This is a genomic window from Pedobacter sp. (assembly GCF_039594775.1).
Lineage (GTDB): Bacteria > Bacteroidota > Bacteroidia > Sphingobacteriales > Sphingobacteriaceae > Pedobacter.
This window is the reverse complement of sequence record NZ_JBCNMT010000005.1, coordinates 286,729-302,353: the sequence shown is the minus strand read 5'-3', so window position 1 is coordinate 302,353 and position 15,625 is coordinate 286,729. Positions and strand designations below refer to the sequence as shown.

Below are 15,625 nucleotides of genomic sequence, written 5' to 3'. Positions count from 1 at the left end.
TTTATTTTTCAAATTTTTGTGCCAACTCAGCCAAGGTAATGGTCTGAATTGCGGGTTTACCACTGATGCTAAAGTTAGGGCTTTTACAAGCAAAAAGTTCATCAATTAAGGTGTTCATTTCCTGCTGACTTAGCGCCGTACCTGCTTTAATGGCGCTATTTCTGGCCAAGCTTCTTGCCAAAGCATCTCTCTTGGTTAATTTTAGTTCTTGTTGAGAGTTTTTAAACCCTTCTATCAAATGTTCAAAAAGTTGGGTTTCGTTAATATTTGTGCTGCCCAAATCAACGGGGATGCCTTCAATTACCAGTGTATTCTTTCCAAATTCCCGTACATCAAAGCCTAAGCTCTTAATGTCGTCCAACAAACTTTTTGCCAATTCAAAGTCTCCTGGACTTAGCGTAACCGTTTGTGGAAACAAACTTTGTTGCGACGCTCCCTTACGGTCTTCTAGGTGCAATAAAAAACGTTCATATAAAATGCGCTCATGGGCAGCCTGTTGATCAATAAGCATGACACCCGATTTAATTTGCGAAACAATGTAACGATTATGCACCTGCATGTACTGCTTGCTTGGTGAGGCAACCAAAGTTTCCTCCTCATCCACCTCTCCCAAATCAATACTGGTTTGCTCGGCTTGCTGAAAATTGGTGATTTCATACAAAGAGCCCCAATTCTGAGTTTTTTCTTTTGGTTGATACTGCTCCCTGAAATAGGTTTCCTTAGCGGCAGGCTTAGTCGCACCAAAAGGGTTAAAGTTTGGATTAAAAGAGATACTCGGAGGTACAATATCTTCCGGGGCCTTTGGCGTAATCATATTGCTAAAAGCCGTTTCTTGGTTAAAATCCAACGTTGGGCTGATATTAAATCGACCCAATGACCTCTTCACCGCCGAGTGGATAATGGCATAAATGGATTTTTCATCCAAGTATTTGATTTCCGTTTTGGTAGGGTGAACGTTTACGTCAATTTTAGCAGGATCTATATCAATGAAAAGCACATAAAGCGGAAAATTATCATCAGGCAATAATTCTTGATAAGCCTTATTGATAGCATGGTTCAAGTAATTATCCTTAATAAACCGATCATTCACAAAAAAGAACTGTTCTCCACGGGTTTTCTTGGCAAATTCAGGTTTTCCAATATACCCTTTAAGATTAATGATGGTAGTTTCTTCCTCTACCGGAATTAAACGCTCATTATAATTGTTCCCAAATAGGTGTACAATACGTTGTTTGATGGTAGCTGCAGGTAGTCGGTAAATTTCATTTCCGTCATGATGCAGGCTAAAGGAGATGTGCGGTTTGGCCAAGGCTACACGTTGAAACTCATCAATAATGTAGCGCATCTCCGTTGGGTTGCTCTTCAAGAAATTACGCCTTGCAGGTGTATTGTAAAACAGGTTTTTAACACTAATACTTGTTCCATTAGGTGTCCCTATGGGTTCTTGCTTCGCCACCGTTGAACCTTCTATTTCGATTAAGGTCCCCACTTCGTCTTCATAACGCTTGGTTTTCATTTCCACCTGCGCAATAGCGGCTATTGATGCCATCGCCTCTCCCCTAAAACCCATGGTTCTAATGGCAAAAAGATCTTCGGCTTTACGCACTTTTGAAGTAGCATGACGTTCAAAGCACATGCGTGCATCGGTAACGCTCATTCCACAGCCATTGTCTATCACCTGAATCAGGGCTTTTCCGGCGTCCTTAACAATTAGCTGTATCTTATCGGCGCCTGCATCCAAAGCATTTTCCAATAATTCTTTTACTGCCGAGGCTGGCCTCTGCACTACCTCTCCTGCCGCTATCTGGTTGGCTACACTATCGGGTAAAAGTTGAATAATATCAGACATCTATATTGTTAAGTAAAGCCGCTAATTTAATGAAAATAAGCCTTACAAAAGGAGCCCGTTTCCACTTACCTGATACTAAATGACTTAATATTTACGATTACCTCAGAATGTTTTGCAGCTATTCACTGTTCTATCGCTTCGCGGACAAACTTTTATTCATTAGCGGTGACATCTTCATGGTATTCATGCTTGCTTCGCAGGTTTCCTATAGCTGAAAAAAAGTATGCAAAACCGAAACGATTGAGCTCATTTATACAGATGAAAGTATAAAAATAAATAAAAATCCATGTCTGCCTGCGGTAGGCAGACGTCCTGTTCCATTAAAAGAGCAATGAGGGCTATTTTGCACCTACCTAACAAGCCAAGGCTATTTTTTAGTAGAGAGAAGAGGAGCTTGCCAGGCCAGAGATAATGAAAAATTACAAAACGCTTATCTCGTACTCATGTTAAATAAAACTCTCATCCTCACTAAACCATCTGCACCCTTAACCATCTAACCAACCATCTACATAAAATTGTAAAATCTTAACATAAGTCAATACAAACTAGATTTAAAATTAAATATCTTTACGCTAACTATAAATTATTCAACAATGAAATTAAAAATCACTTCTATTTTAGCGTTAGCTCTTGTGGCTAGCTTTTCTTTTTTCGCATTTAAGCCAAAGGCTGATGTTTACACCGTAGATGTTACCAAATCTACCATCAACTGGGAAGGTAAAAAATTCTCTGGCTCACACACTGGTAGTGTTGCATTAACTTCTGGAACATTGGGCTTCAATGGTAAAAAACTAGCAGAAGGTGGCTTTGTGGCTAACATGACTACTATTCAAACCTTAGATGGTGGTAAACCAAACGCAGGCTTAGACAAACACTTGAAAAATGATGATTTTTTTGGCGTAGAAAAATTTCCTGCAGCTAATTTTGTTATTAAAAAAGTAGAAGGTAATGGTGCCGATGTAAAAATTACTGGCGACTTAACCATTAAAGGAAAAACAAACCCAGTAACTTTCCCTGCAAAGATCACTTGGAATGCCGACAAAAGTGTTACCGCAGTAGCAGAGAAGGTTGTAATTGATAGAACCAAATATGGTATTGAGTATAAATCAAAGTCGATCTTTAGCAGCATCGGTGATAACTTCATCTACGATGAGTTTACGATTGACGTAAAATTGGTAGCAAAAAAATAACCTCCTATTAAATAGATATTTAGAAAATCCGAGTAATACTCGGATTTTTTTTGTTAAATAAATTAATGTAACTTTATGTAAATCCACTTATGAAATATATACCTTCGCGGCGGTTAACAACGTATTTCATAAAAGCCCGATGCAACAAACACCCTCTTCTAAGATTAACCTCCTTGTCATTGATGATGATGACATCAATATCTTTATCATCAGTAAAATTGTTGAAAAAACCGGGTATGACGTGGAGATTTGTGCCAAACATAATGGCCAATTGGCGATTGACTATATCAAGGATTTAGTTGATAGCCAACAAGCACTACCCCAACTGGTTTTAATCGACATCAATATGCCTATCCTGAATGGTTGGGAATTTATTGAGGCTTTTGAAGCGTTAGACCTCAAAGCTACCAATGACATGTACATGCTCTCTTCATCAGTTTATGAAAACGATATAGAGAAAGCCAAAAGTTATAAATCAGTAAAAGGTTTTATTTCGAAGCCACTGTCTATTGACCGCTTAAAAGAGCTGCTTGCCGCGATAAATTAAACGATTATAAACTTATCGTCCTGTAGTTCAACAAAAGCTTGCGTCTTAGATTTGGAATGATAGAAAAGGCATTTCCAATGCTCGGCTGCTGCCTTATGCCCAAACTCGTCCCTTAATTCCATTGCTTTACGGCCATCGTAATCGTATTTGGCTATAAACTTCCTAATGAGCTCTTCTGGTTCAGGTAATACATCGCCCCCAAAAAATACTTTATCTTCCCCATCATCAATTAAAAAAACCTGATGATATGGGCAATGCGCTCCGGTAAGCTCATAACTGATTTCGTTGGTAAGCTGACCGTTATCTTCTACCAAATGGATTTGCGCATTACGCTGTACAAAATCAAAAATATCTGTGTGGTAAGAAGAAGATTTACTGCTAAAAGCCGTTTCCCACTCTCCCCTTTGCATTACATAAGTGGCATTGGGAAAGCTGAGTTCCATTTTGCCATTGTGATGATGTACCATACCGCCAGAGTGATCAAAATGTAGGTGCGACATTAATACCAGCTCTATATCGTCTGGATCAAATCCTACTTTTTTAATGTTTTCATGCAAATGCAACTTACCTTCTTCATTACTATAGCCCAATCCTGTGTCTAGCAACAGCAGACTGTTTTCGAGCTTCACCAGAAAAGGCTGTACGTGAATAAACAACGATGCTGGTCTATCCTTTGGATTATCCTTTGCAGGATCAAAAGGGATAAATTTTTTACTGGCATCTACCGAATATGAGCCCTCTGATAACGTGAAAACTTGAATAGCCATCTTTTTACGAAAGAAATTTAATGATATATTTACGGGTTACAAATATAGAGAACAAGGCGAGGCTTTTTGTAATATTAATGCAAACAAGCTCGTTAATGGAGCAGATACCAATGAAAAAAAGATGGGTTATTAATGAAAACATTGAGCAGGAAAAGGTTGAGGAGCTTTCCCATCAGTTAACTATTGATAAAAGCTTAGCAGAAATTTTAGTGCAAAGGGGCATTAGAACCTTTGAAGAAGCCAAATATTTCTTTAGGCCACAATTGGCACATTTGCATGATCCTTTTTTAATGAAGGATATGGAAATCGCCATAGAAAGAATTGAAAAGGCCATCCTGCTTGGACAAAACATTTTAATTTACGGTGATTATGATGTAGATGGAACTACAGCGGTAACTCTTACTTATCAGTTTTTCAGCAATTTCACTAGCCATATCGATTTTTATATTCCCGACAGGCACCTAGAAGGCTATGGCATTTCAACACAGGGGATTGATTATGCTCACGATAATGGTGTTGATTTAATTATAGCGTTAGACTGTGGCATCCGTTCTAATGATAAAATTGACTATGCTAACAGCTTGGGCATTGATTTTATCATTTGCGACCACCATTTGCCCAGCGACGAAATTCCGAAAGCCGTTGCGGTGTTAGACCCTAAGCGCAGCGATTGCGAATATCCTTTCAAGGAGCTGTCTGGTTGTGGAATCGGTTTTAAACTTGCCCAAGCTTACTGCACAATCAAGAATCTTCCAGATGAGTTATATGAGCAATATTTTGACCTGTGCATGGTGAGTATTGCCGCGGATATTGTCCCAATTGTCGACGAGAATAGGGTTTTGGCCCACTACGGTCTTAAAAAGCTGAACGAAAACCCCTCTACCGGACTAAAAGCCTTGATGCAAATTGCAGGTAAAACAGACAACTATTCTATTACGGATGTAGTATTTATGTTAGCCCCACGTATTAATGCTGCGGGAAGGATGGGCCATGCCAATGAAGCAGTAAAAATGCTTTTGAGTGAGGAAGACTTCATTGCAGATGAACATAGCTCGCTCATCAATCTGCAAAACACCGAACGCAAAAGCTTCGACCAAAATATTACTCTCGAAGCACTGGCTATCATTGAGCAGGACGATGTATTGATCAACCGAAACACCACAGTGGTATTTCAGGAAAGCTGGAACAAAGGGGTTATCGGCATTGTAGCATCTAGATTAACGGAAAAATATTACCGCCCAACTATTGTGCTTACCCAATCCAATGGTAACTATACAGGTTCAGCGCGTTCCGTGGTGGGTTACGATTTATATGAAGCCTTAGTAGAATGTAGCGATTTATTGATTCAATTTGGGGGGCATAAATATGCCGCTGGGCTTACCATCAGTCCAGAAAATCTATCCTTATTTTCAGAACGATTTGAGGAAGTGGTGACCAGAAGTATCGATCCGGCACTCCTCATTCCTGAAATTAATATCGACACTACGGTCGATTTTGCGCAAATCAATGCCAAGTTCTTTAGAATATTAAATCAAATGGCCCCTTTTGGTCCGCAAAATATGGCGCCAATATTTACCACCCATAAGGTAATTTTGGTGGGCGCTCCGCAAATTGTAGGCACAAATCACCTAAAAATAAATGTAAAACAACAAAATTCGATTATTTTTGAAGCTATTGGTTTTAACCTCGGAGAATTCGAAAAACTGTTAAAACCAAACCAACCGTTTTCTATTTGTTATACCATAGAAGAAAATAATTGGAGAGACAAAAAACGTTTGCAACTAAATATAAAAGGAATTAAGATTGAAGAGTAAAGATTAAAGAACAAGGAGCAAAGACTGACCTCCTACCTTAAATCGTCATTCGTAAATCTAAAATCGTAAATATACATGATTTTAAAAGCCGAGCATCTCATTAAAAAGTATAAACAGCGTACAGTTGTTAACGACGTTTCATTTGAAGTAAGCCAAGGAGAGATTGTGGGTTTGCTGGGGCCAAACGGTGCTGGAAAAACCACCTCATTTTACATGATTGTGGGCCTGATCAAGCCAAATGAAGGCCATATATTTTTGGATGGTGAAGACATTACCAAAGATGCGATGTACCGCAGGGCACAAAAAGGGATCGGCTATTTGGCACAAGAAGCAAGTGTTTTCCGTAAATTATCAGTAGAAGACAACATTATGGCTATTTTGGAGATGACCAAGCTCAACAAAGAAGAACGTAAGGAAAAACTGGAAGAGCTACTTACCGAATTTAGTTTACATAAAGTACGTAAAAACCGTGGTGATTTGCTTTCTGGAGGTGAACGACGAAGAACTGAAATTGCAAGGGCCTTGGCCGCGAGTCCTAATTTTATCTTATTGGATGAGCCATTTGCAGGGGTTGACCCTATTGCCGTGGAAGAAATCCAAAGCATTGTAGCCAAGCTTAAGAAAAAGAATATCGGTATTTTAATTACCGACCACAATGTACAGGAAACACTCTCTATTACAGACCGAGCTTATCTGCTTTTCGAAGGAAAAATCTTGGAGTCAGGTACTCCAGAAGTATTAGCTGCCAACGAAATGGTGAGAAAGGTTTATTTGGGCTCTAACTTTGTTCTACGCAAGAAAAATCTATAGGTAAAACTGATGGCGATAGTAAATTCTATTTTTACGTGGTACATGAAAAAGCGCATCCATCAGATTGAGCTTTTTATGAAATATCCCTTAGATGTACAGGATGAATGGTTGCACACCTTAATTTCAAGTGCCGAAAATACAGAATGGGGCAAGCTGTACGATTACAAGTCGGTATTGAATGTACAGCAGTTCAAGGAACGTGTACCTATTCAGAACTACGATACGCTAAAACCCTATATTGAACGTATGCTCCAAGGGGAACAGAACATTCTTTGGCCATCAGAAATTAAATGGTTTGCTAAATCATCGGGAACTACCAGCGATAGAAGTAAATTCATCCCAGTATCGGAAGAGGCCTTGGAAGAATGCCATTTCAAAGGTGGGAAAGACATGCTTTCGATTTATTGCAACAATCGACCAAACACACAAATGTTCACCGGAAAAGGTTTGGTTTTGGGCGGGAGCCATCAAATCAACCAACTTTGCGAGGACATTCACTATGGCGATTTATCAGCCGTGCTGATCAAAAACCTACCTATTTGGGCCGAATATTATCGAACACCTGAGATGTCCATTGCCCTTATGGATAATTATGAGGAAAAAATGGATCGCATGGCAGAGGCCACTATCAAGGAAAACGTAACCAATATTTCGGGCGTACCTACATGGACCATCGTGCTAGCCAAAAAGGTCATGGAAATCACTGGAGCAAAAAACTTATTGGAAGTTTGGCCCAACTTAGAAGCTTATTTCCATGGTGCCGTAAATTTTGGCCCGTACCGCCAGCAATTTAAAGAGTTAATCCCATCGGCAGAAATGTATTACCTCGAAACCTATAACGCATCCGAAGGTTTCTTTGGCATACAAGACCAATCCTACTCGGAAGAGCTACTTTTGATGCTTGATTATGGCGTTTATTATGAGTTTCTTCCTCTGGAAAATTTGGAAGACGAAAACCCTAAAACACTTTCATTAGACCAAGTTGAACTACATAAAAACTATGCGGTAATCATTAGTACCAATGCAGGTTTATGGCGTTACATGATTGGCGACACCATTCATTTTACATCTTTATATCCGTTTAGAATTAAGATTAGCGGACGTACCAAACACTTTATTAATGCCTTTGGAGAAGAAGTAATTATTGATAATGCCGAAAATGCATTAACCAAAGCCTGTGCGGCCACTAATGCTAAAATTAAAGACTACACCGCCTGCCCCATTTATTTTAGTGGCGATGAGGCTGGAGGTCATGAATGGATCATTGAATTTGAACAACAACCATCAGATTTCGAGCAGTTTGTAGACGTTTTGGACCAAACACTACGTGAGGTAAATTCCGACTACGATGCCAAACGATTTAAAGATATGGCTTTGAAACGCCCAAAGGTGCACAATGCACCACAAAATACCTTCTACAACTGGATGAAAACCCGCGGTAAGCTTGGTGGACAACATAAAGTGCCTCGTTTAGCAAATAACAGGGAGTATGTAGACGATATTTTGAAGATGATATAGTTGAAAACGAGCTATTTGGAATTACTGTTATTTTAGGTAAATTTAAGTAAACAACCAAAAGCAGACCATGAAAACAGTTCAACAAATTTTTGACACTAAACCGCTGCAAATTTTTAGTGTTAGCCCAAACACTTCGGTTTTAGATGCCCTAAAATTAATGACAGAGAAAAACATTAGTGCTCTGTTAATTATGCAAGGGGGCCAATTGCTCGGGATTTTCACGGAACGAGATTACGCTCGAAAAATCGTTTTACAGGGCAAAGCTTCTAAAGATACGCCCATCAGTGAAGCCATGACTGCCAACCCGGTTACGGTAAGCTTAGCCGACAGCATTGATTTGTGCATGCAAATGATGACCGACAAGCACATTAGACATTTGCCTGTGGTTACTGAAAATCAAGCCGTTGGAATGGTATCCATTGGTGATGTAGTGAAATTCATTATTGCAGATCAAAAACAGACCATTTCGCAACTAGAAAGCTATATCAATAGTTAAAATAAATGAACCGCTTTCCAATATTCAACAGCTTTTAGACGTCCATCCCTTATGTTAATGATATCACCATTTCTTTAGATATGGCTTTAAATAACCTCTGCAAATGCTGTTGAACATCAGGATTAATTATTTTCGTTTAGCTTGGCTATTGCTATTTTTCTTTTTCTTTCTGCTCATGTTGCAAATTACACTACGCTATTTACCATTGAGTAGCGATGTGGCCTTTTTGCAGATTAAACAAACAGAAGTAGAGGGCATTAAGTTATATCTCCCTGTTTTTTATATCCATGTATACAGTGCAATTTTTGTATTGCTGGCCGGCTTTACCCAGTTTAACAAAACACTCTTAAGCAAGCATTCTAAATTACATCGAAAGCTAGGCTATCTCTATGTCGTAGTCGTTTTATTATTCGCCGCACCCTCTGGCTTGTTTATTGGCTTTTTCGCCAACGGCGGATTAATTGCCCAAACTGCTTTTAGCATTTTAGCGATATTGTGGTTTTTGTTTACCTTAAAAGCACTATTGCTAGCAAAAAAGCAACAATTTAAGGCACATTACCAGTTTATGCTACGTAGTTTCGCTTTAGCCTGTTCTGCCATTACCTTGCGCCTATGGAAGGTAATTTTGGTATATTTATTTCATCCCGCGCCTATGGATGTGTATCAAATTATTGCTTGGCTGGGCTGGATACCGAATTTGCTTTTGGTAGAATGGATCATCAGAAAGAAATACTTAAACATCAAATGAATAAAATGAAAAATCTTGTTATCGCCTTTTTATCAATTTTAACGCTTGCTTCATGTAACAGTAACGACAAGAAGGCCGAAAAGAGCTACGTTGATTCGGCAGCAACCGTAAACACCACTTATGATCATGCATTAGGTATGTGGGTAGGCGATTTTATCTCTGAAAAATATCGAGAGGATTCCTACAGTGAAAATAAAATCACTTTGGTTATTAAAAGCATTGATAAGGACAAAGTAATTGGCCGTAGTGTAGTAGCAGGAAATGACAGACCTGTACAAGGAACGCTTACGGACACAGGCAATAAGATTAGTTTTGTGTTGGATGAACCTGGTGACCAAAAGTACGATGGCCGTTTTGAATTTGAGCTACGCAATGACACTTTAGTTGGCACTTGGAAATCATATAATCAAGAAATTAATGTCACCGAGAGATCTTTTAAATTGCTGAAAAAAATTTTCACCTATAACCCTAATTTAATGCTAGATAAAGATGGTGAATATATTGATTGGCAATCTAGTAAGATAAAAAATGTAACTGATACAATTGATGGCGAGGCTCAGACTTACTCAAATGAATACTATAGATCTGCTTCGGAAGCCGTTTTCACTATCAATTCCTCTACTCAAGAGTTAAAAGAAAGTGATTTAAAAAACCTACGTAAACTTGACCTACAAATATTAAGAAACACCATTTTTGCTCGTCATGGATATTCATTTAAAAAGAAAACTTATAGACAGTTTTTTGATTATGCAGATTGGTATATTCCAGTAAGCAACAACGTAGATGGCACACTCACTGCATTAGAAAAGAAGAACATCAAATTGCTAGAACGATTTGAAAAATATGCCGAAGATAATTATGATAGGTTCGGAAGATAAAAAAAGGGGAGTTAATCTCCCCATTTCCATTCGCCGGCAATTTTTAGCGGCTCTTTAAGTTTTTGACTTTCCAAAAATGCTTTCAAATCCGCATCAGAGAACCTGGTTACAGGAATAGTAGGTGTATTGGCCAAAGCATACGTTAACATTGCCGAATAGCGCACTGTATTTTTCATGCCTTGTTCATCCACCAAGTGAAAACCGTCACCATCTGAGTGGTAGAAAGGCCCTGAATTATTAGGCAGTTTACCTCCAGCACCACCACCAGTTGGAATCCCTTCTAGCATAAATGGTTGGTGATCACTATGCAAACCGGCTCCTGCATAGAAAAGATTTTTAAAGCCCGTATCAATCTTTACAACCTCAGCGCCCCAACTTTTAAACAAAGGCTCCATCTCTTTCCTTGTGGTAGAAAAGCCTTTAGGGTCATTGGTCATGTCGTAGTTTAGCATAAAACGTACTTGGCCCAAAGTTTTATCTTTTAACCCTTGGGCAACGTAGGCTTTTGAACCTAATAAGCCTTGCTCCTCGCCCATAAACATCACAAATTCAACGGTACGTTTGGTCTGCAGGTTCAACATTTTAAAGGTTCTTGCCATATCAATAATCGAGAAAGAACCAATACCATTATCAATAGCTCCGGTAGCTAGATCCCAGCTATCTAAATGCCCGCCAACTACAATTTTTTCATTGGGCAAAGTAGTGCCTTTCAAAGTAGCTATTACATTTCTGGCCTTAATCATTCCAGAGAAGTTAGTCATTGCAATTTGTGCAAATTGAGGACCTGATTTCAGTTTCGCCTTTAAAGCCATTCCGCTCTCTAGACCAATACAGATTGCTGGAATAGGAATTAATTTTCCAGTAACAGAAGCCGTTCCGGTAAGCAATACGCCACCTTCTACTTTGTTAATGATAATGACACCGGCCGCACCATATTTGGTAGCGATAGCCGTTTTTTCGGAACGGTGCAATGAAGCTGTACCTGCGGGAGAGCCTGGCAATACCCCAATATAAATCAATGCAATTTTACCTCTTACGTTATCTTTTACGGGTTCGTAATCTGCTTCTAAACCATTGCCTACATCTATAATTTCCCCCGTAACGTTTGCTCTTACTGGCGAGTGTGCCAAAGTAACTGCTTTAACGGGCGACAAATTCGTTCTATCTCCGCCAATTTTAACCGATAAGGTCTTTCTGTCCCAACTTTCTACTTCAAATGGCTGATAACGCACATCAAATCCGTATGATTTCAAAAGATTATAGGCAAATTCTTCGGCTTTTGCACCATTGGCAGATCCCGTTAAGCGATGACCAATTTTATCGGTAGCGCTCTTCAAGTTTTTGTAGGCCTGCGAATTCGTCTGTACCTCGGTATTGATTTGTTTGAAAACGGTAGAAAAGTCCTGAGCCCTTGCACTTAGAACAGCACAGGCTAGACCTGCAATAAGGGTTAATTTCTTCATCGAATGATTATAGTTTAGCTAAATGAAATTAACACTTTATTATCATAACTATGGTCTATAGTTTAAATTTTACAATTACTCATGGCTTCCTCAGGTAGTTTTGGCTTCTTACTAATTAGAAATCCAACTCGTCATTTCGACGAAGAATAAGGAAAAATCTAGCTCATAACTAATTGTTAGATTTCTCCCTGCGATAGAAATGACGGCATATATTAATTACTTGGTGGAGGCAAGAAAGTTTTATTGCTTTGTTTTCTCGTATAGTATCTAACCACAAAGAAAGCTCCCAAACCAACTGCAAAAAATAACCAAAATCTAGATAGGAACAGGATAAACTCTTTGAAATACATCCACCCATCAACAAAGTTTAATGCCAATCTATTGAAAAAGCCAGGTTGATAGTCATACAAATTATCGTTGGCAACGGTCATTGTTTTAACGGTATTGTCTTGATAAAAGCTAAGCGTAATGGTGCTAAATTTAACTTGTTTGTCGATACTGAGGTTTTCGATTTTCTTGTCCACATAATCATCTTTGATGTTAAGCGAACTTTCTACGTTACTTCCTTTTTTAGTAGCTACCTTTTTAATTTGCTCAACTGCTTCTTGTCTATTTGTCGATTTCATTGCATTCTCCAAATAGGCTAAACTTTTGTCCTCCATTTTTAAGGACTGATTATCTACAAATACAGCCATTCCAGCAATTTGATCTGTAAATTCATCCAGCTCCGCAGATGGAATTCTGGCTACTAAATAGCCCTCTTTTCGATAAGCGGTAATCTCTTTTAGGGAGTCGGCACTTAACTTAACTTTTTTGGTATTTTGGATGTTACTATTTAAGGAAAATTCCATCACCAGCCCACCTTGCTTTTTAATGGTATTGCTCAGCTCGGCTTTGGTACGCTGTACATCTTTTACCCTAAAACGCATATCAGCGGTTTTGGTCATTTTCTCAACCAACTGGTTGTTGGATACGGTATCTAAAGCTTCAGTAGAAGCATAATCAGTACTTTCAGCTTTATGCTCGGCATTACAGCCTGCAAATACAATTGCAGCCAATGCCACGATGGCAAAATGTCTTTTCATTTTGTTAATAGGTTTTAAGTGGTGAACTTATTCCTTTCACAAAATTGTCTTAAGCATGCTATTTCCTTAAGGCAGACAATTTGTTTCGAGGTGGAGTTTAATCTCTTTTTAGCTTAATGCTAAAAACGGCTGAAGGTAACCCATTTCAATTTGCAGTTTTCAGTTCCCCGGATGGGGGTGAGCAAAAAAAATCCCTTCATAGCGTGGCTATGAGGGGATTTCCTATCTATAAATTTTACTAATTTATTTTGCGTTTAAAATTTTGAAGGCCGTAACGCAGCACATTACAAAGCCAAAAGCTAAAATAGCCCAAGAAAGTAATGAAAGCCAAAGTGCGTCAAAAGCGAAACGTAAAAATACACCAACTACAGTCACAATTGCCCACCCCGCAAGTGAAGAATAAATAGCCGAATCGTTGGCTGTTTTCATGCTGTTTTCTCTTTCTTTAGCATCCATGTTTTATCGTTTTAATTTTGTACTGCGCAAAAATAATATTTCTTCTATAAAAACTACTATGGTTTAGTAACTTTTAAGTTTTTCTAGGCGTTGTTTTGCTTTTTCTTGCTCGTTAAATTTTCCTTCTTTATAGAGTAACTTTTCCCAGTCACCATACATAGGATTTGGAAGCACAATGAACTTGGTTCCAAACAAGTGCTGATTTGCATCTACCTGCTCCTTGGTATCTTTCCCTTCCCTATAAAAAACGTTCGAAAAATCGCTTAAATTATCGCCGCAAAGCAACAGTACATTATATTTTTCCAAAACTTTATTTCTTCTCTCCTGCTTGTCTGACGTAGTACTTTTAGTCATTACGTGGGCATCATCTACATAAGGGAACCCAAGTCTTTTCAAATTCTCTATGGTCGCTTTTCGGTCAGCCTCATCGCGATTGGTGATGTAAAAGGTTTCCACGTTTTTGCTTGCCGCAAATTTTAGGAAAGATAATGCGCCAGGCACCGTATCGGCCATTGCTTTGGAAGTCCATTCTGTCCAATGAGCAGGCACATAGCTTACACCGTGTTGAATTTCATAACCTTGAAATCTAGAGTTGTCTATGATTGTTTCATCAGCATCTACGATAACGCAGTTAGGCTTACCATTCTGATTTTCCCATAGCGCCTCTTTTAAGGACAATCTAGCGAAGTTATAGGCTTGAAAGGCCAAGGCTCTATACTCGCCGCTATATTGCTGCCATAGCACTGCATTTGTCCAATCTCTCTCAGGCGCTACTCCCTTTTGTGCCGAAACCAATACTGGAAAAGCAAACAGGGCAATTATTAAAAGTTTAAATCTCATATCTGATAAGTTAAAGGTGCAAAGTTAAAAAGTTAAAAGTGAAAACTCCTATTGGTATAAAATGAATGATATCAGAAGTTGATTATTCTGCTGACCCTGAAATAAATTCAGCATGACGTCACCCTGAATTTATTTCAGGGTCTGTGTTCCCAAAATATTTGTCAGACTTTAGGAAACAAAAAACCCTCACCGATAAACGATGAGGGTTTATATTTTTTTGAATCCTTCAGCAAGTTCAGGACGACAAAATCATATTATCCGTTTAATGCTGCCGCACCACTTACAATTTCGGTAAGCTCGGTGGTAATTGCAGCTTGACGTGCCTGGTTGTAAGCTAATTTCAACGATTTCAACAAATCACCTGCGTTTTCTGTTGCTTTATCCATTGAAGTCATACGAGCACCATGCTCAGAAGCATGAGAATCTAATACTGCTTTATACAACTGGATTTTGATTGACTTAGGGATTAATTGAGTTACGATCTCCTCTTTACTAGGCTCCAAGATATAGTCTACATTGGTTTCTTTAGTGCTAACTGCTTCTTCAGATTTTGGAAGAGGTAATAATTGTTCTGAAGTTAAAATTTGAACAGCAGCATTTTTAAACTGGTTATAAACCACTTCTACACGGTCGTATTTACCCTCTACAAAGCCTGCCATGATCGCTTCTGTAATTTTAGTTACATTCTCGAAAGACAAATCAGCGTAAACTTCATTATTGTTGCCAATAACATTGTAATTACGTTTCTCGTAGAAATCTTGAGCTTTTTTACCAATAGCAACAATACTTACGTTACCTTTCTTCAATTGCTCGCTGTATTTCTCAGCAATTAAGTTATTAGTGGTTTTAATTACGTTCATGTTAAACGCACCCGCTAAACCTCTATTTGAAGATACCGCAACAATCAATACTTTGTTTGGCTCTCTCTCTTCGATAAACGGAGAGGTAGAACCTTCCAAACTTGCCGAAAGATTTCCTAAGATTTCTTTCAACTTGGTTGCGTAAGGACGTAATTGAATAATCGCATTAGTAGCACGCTTCAACTTCGCAGCCGATACCATTTTCATTGCTTTGGTAATCTGCTGAGTTGACTGCACAGAGGCAATACGATTTCTTACTTCTTTTAAATTGGCCATTTGTTAGTATTTAGTAGCTAGTATTTAG

General features: G+C 38.6%; 15 protein-coding genes. 8 read left to right on the top strand and 7 right to left on the bottom strand.

What is annotated here, in order from left to right; genetic code table 11:
• Position 1 precedes the first annotated feature (1 nt).
• Positions 2-1,849, bottom strand: a complete 1,848-nt coding sequence (gene mutL / locus ABDV71_RS14275; protein WP_343533688.1) for a DNA mismatch repair endonuclease MutL — start codon at positions 1,847-1,849, stop codon at positions 2-4.
• 593 nt (positions 1,850-2,442) lie between these two features.
• Between mutL and ABDV71_RS14270 the strand changes: the two genes are divergently transcribed.
• Both ABDV71_RS14270 and ABDV71_RS14265 read left to right on the top strand, forming a co-directional pair.
• Positions 2,443-3,039 (top strand): YceI family protein, encoded by a 597-nt coding sequence (locus tag ABDV71_RS14270; RefSeq protein WP_343533686.1) that lies wholly within the window; start codon positions 2,443-2,445, stop codon positions 3,037-3,039.
• Positions 3,040-3,178: 139 nt separating this feature from the next.
• Entirely contained in the window at positions 3,179-3,586 is a 408-nt protein-coding gene (locus ABDV71_RS14265) for a response regulator (protein ID WP_343533684.1), read from the top strand.
• On the opposite strand, the gene ABDV71_RS14260 is transcribed toward ABDV71_RS14265, so the two are convergent.
• A complete protein-coding gene (locus ABDV71_RS14260) occupies positions 3,583-4,353 on the bottom strand; it encodes an MBL fold metallo-hydrolase (RefSeq protein WP_343533682.1) in 771 nt (256 codons plus the stop codon). The two genes, ABDV71_RS14265 and ABDV71_RS14260, sit on opposite strands and share 4 nt — an antisense overlap.
• A gap of 110 nt (positions 4,354-4,463) precedes the next feature.
• Here ABDV71_RS14260 and recJ point away from each other — a divergent pair, with 110 nt between their 5' ends.
• The 6 genes from recJ to ABDV71_RS14230 all read left to right on the top strand — a co-directional run bounded on the left by recJ (position 4,464) and on the right by ABDV71_RS14230 (position 10,617).
• Positions 4,464-6,167, top strand: a complete 1,704-nt coding sequence (gene recJ / locus ABDV71_RS14255; protein ID WP_343533770.1) for a single-stranded-DNA-specific exonuclease RecJ — start codon at positions 4,464-4,466, stop codon at positions 6,165-6,167.
• A gap of 75 nt (positions 6,168-6,242) precedes the next feature.
• The gene (gene lptB, locus ABDV71_RS14250) at positions 6,243-6,977 is read left to right on the top strand and encodes an LPS export ABC transporter ATP-binding protein (RefSeq protein ID WP_343533680.1); all 735 of its coding nucleotides are present in this window, start codon (positions 6,243-6,245) and stop codon (positions 6,975-6,977) included.
• A 9-nt stretch (positions 6,978-6,986) separates the two neighbouring features.
• Positions 6,987-8,495 carry a GH3 auxin-responsive promoter family protein gene (locus tag ABDV71_RS14245; protein ID WP_343533678.1) on the top strand — a complete coding sequence of 503 codons (1,509 nt, stop codon included), beginning with the start codon at positions 6,987-6,989 and terminating at the stop codon, positions 8,493-8,495.
• A gap of 67 nt (positions 8,496-8,562) precedes the next feature.
• Positions 8,563-8,991 carry a CBS domain-containing protein gene (locus ABDV71_RS14240; RefSeq protein ID WP_343533676.1) on the top strand — a complete coding sequence of 143 codons (429 nt, stop codon included), beginning with the start codon at positions 8,563-8,565 and terminating at the stop codon, positions 8,989-8,991.
• 103 nt (positions 8,992-9,094) lie between these two features.
• Complete coding sequence (locus tag ABDV71_RS14235; protein ID WP_343533674.1) at positions 9,095-9,739, top strand: DUF2306 domain-containing protein; 645 nt, start codon at positions 9,095-9,097, stop codon at positions 9,737-9,739.
• A 5-nt stretch (positions 9,740-9,744) separates the two neighbouring features.
• Positions 9,745-10,617, top strand: coding sequence for a YARHG domain-containing protein (locus ABDV71_RS14230; RefSeq protein WP_343533672.1), 873 nt, complete (start codon positions 9,745-9,747; stop codon positions 10,615-10,617).
• Between the two features lie 11 nt (positions 10,618-10,628).
• Here ABDV71_RS14230 and ABDV71_RS14225 read toward each other — a convergent pair whose 3' ends face one another.
• The 5 genes from ABDV71_RS14225 to atpG all read right to left on the bottom strand — a co-directional run bounded on the left by ABDV71_RS14225 (position 10,629) and on the right by atpG (position 15,597).
• Positions 10,629-12,080, bottom strand: coding sequence for a M28 family peptidase (locus ABDV71_RS14225; protein WP_343533670.1), 1,452 nt, complete (start codon positions 12,078-12,080; stop codon positions 10,629-10,631).
• A 212-nt stretch (positions 12,081-12,292) separates the two neighbouring features.
• Positions 12,293-13,165, bottom strand: a complete 873-nt coding sequence (locus ABDV71_RS14220) for a DUF4349 domain-containing protein (protein ID WP_343533668.1) — start codon at positions 13,163-13,165, stop codon at positions 12,293-12,295.
• Between the two features lie 243 nt (positions 13,166-13,408).
• The gene (locus ABDV71_RS14215) at positions 13,409-13,621 is read right to left on the bottom strand and encodes a hypothetical protein (protein WP_343533666.1); all 213 of its coding nucleotides are present in this window, start codon (positions 13,619-13,621) and stop codon (positions 13,409-13,411) included.
• 63 nt (positions 13,622-13,684) lie between these two features.
• On the bottom strand, positions 13,685-14,461 hold the full coding sequence (locus ABDV71_RS14210; RefSeq protein WP_343533664.1) for a 5'-nucleotidase, lipoprotein e(P4) family: 777 nt from the start codon (positions 14,459-14,461) through the stop codon (positions 13,685-13,687).
• Between the two features lie 254 nt (positions 14,462-14,715).
• Positions 14,716-15,597, bottom strand: a complete 882-nt coding sequence (gene atpG / locus ABDV71_RS14205; RefSeq protein ID WP_343533661.1) for an ATP synthase F1 subunit gamma — start codon at positions 15,595-15,597, stop codon at positions 14,716-14,718.
• Positions 15,598-15,625: the final 28 nt, after the last annotated feature.

Coding starts and splice junctions, on each gene's coding strand:
- ABDV71_RS14210 (WP_343533664.1), bottom strand. CDS start 14,461: ATGAGATTTAAACTTTTAATAATTGCCCTGTTTGCTTTTCCAGTATTG.
- ABDV71_RS14260 (WP_343533682.1), bottom strand. CDS start 4,353: ATGGCTATTCAAGTTTTCACGTTATCAGAGGGCTCATATTCGGTAGAT.
- atpG (WP_343533661.1), bottom strand. CDS start 15,597: ATGGCCAATTTAAAAGAAGTAAGAAATCGTATTGCCTCTGTGCAGTCA.
- ABDV71_RS14240 (WP_343533676.1), top strand. CDS start 8,563: ATGAAAACAGTTCAACAAATTTTTGACACTAAACCGCTGCAAATTTTT.
- ABDV71_RS14270 (WP_343533686.1), top strand. CDS start 2,443: ATGAAATTAAAAATCACTTCTATTTTAGCGTTAGCTCTTGTGGCTAGC.
- ABDV71_RS14245 (WP_343533678.1), top strand. CDS start 6,987: ATGGCGATAGTAAATTCTATTTTTACGTGGTACATGAAAAAGCGCATC.
- ABDV71_RS14235 (WP_343533674.1), top strand. CDS start 9,095: ATGCTGTTGAACATCAGGATTAATTATTTTCGTTTAGCTTGGCTATTG.
- recJ (WP_343533770.1), top strand. CDS start 4,464: ATGAAAAAAAGATGGGTTATTAATGAAAACATTGAGCAGGAAAAGGTT.
- mutL (WP_343533688.1), bottom strand. CDS start 1,849: ATGTCTGATATTATTCAACTTTTACCCGATAGTGTAGCCAACCAGATA.
- lptB (WP_343533680.1), top strand. CDS start 6,243: ATGATTTTAAAAGCCGAGCATCTCATTAAAAAGTATAAACAGCGTACA.
- ABDV71_RS14225 (WP_343533670.1), bottom strand. CDS start 12,080: ATGAAGAAATTAACCCTTATTGCAGGTCTAGCCTGTGCTGTTCTAAGT.
- ABDV71_RS14215 (WP_343533666.1), bottom strand. CDS start 13,621: ATGGATGCTAAAGAAAGAGAAAACAGCATGAAAACAGCCAACGATTCG.
- ABDV71_RS14230 (WP_343533672.1), top strand. CDS start 9,745: ATGAAAAATCTTGTTATCGCCTTTTTATCAATTTTAACGCTTGCTTCA.
- ABDV71_RS14265 (WP_343533684.1), top strand. CDS start 3,179: ATGCAACAAACACCCTCTTCTAAGATTAACCTCCTTGTCATTGATGAT.
- ABDV71_RS14220 (WP_343533668.1), bottom strand. CDS start 13,165: ATGAAAAGACATTTTGCCATCGTGGCATTGGCTGCAATTGTATTTGCA.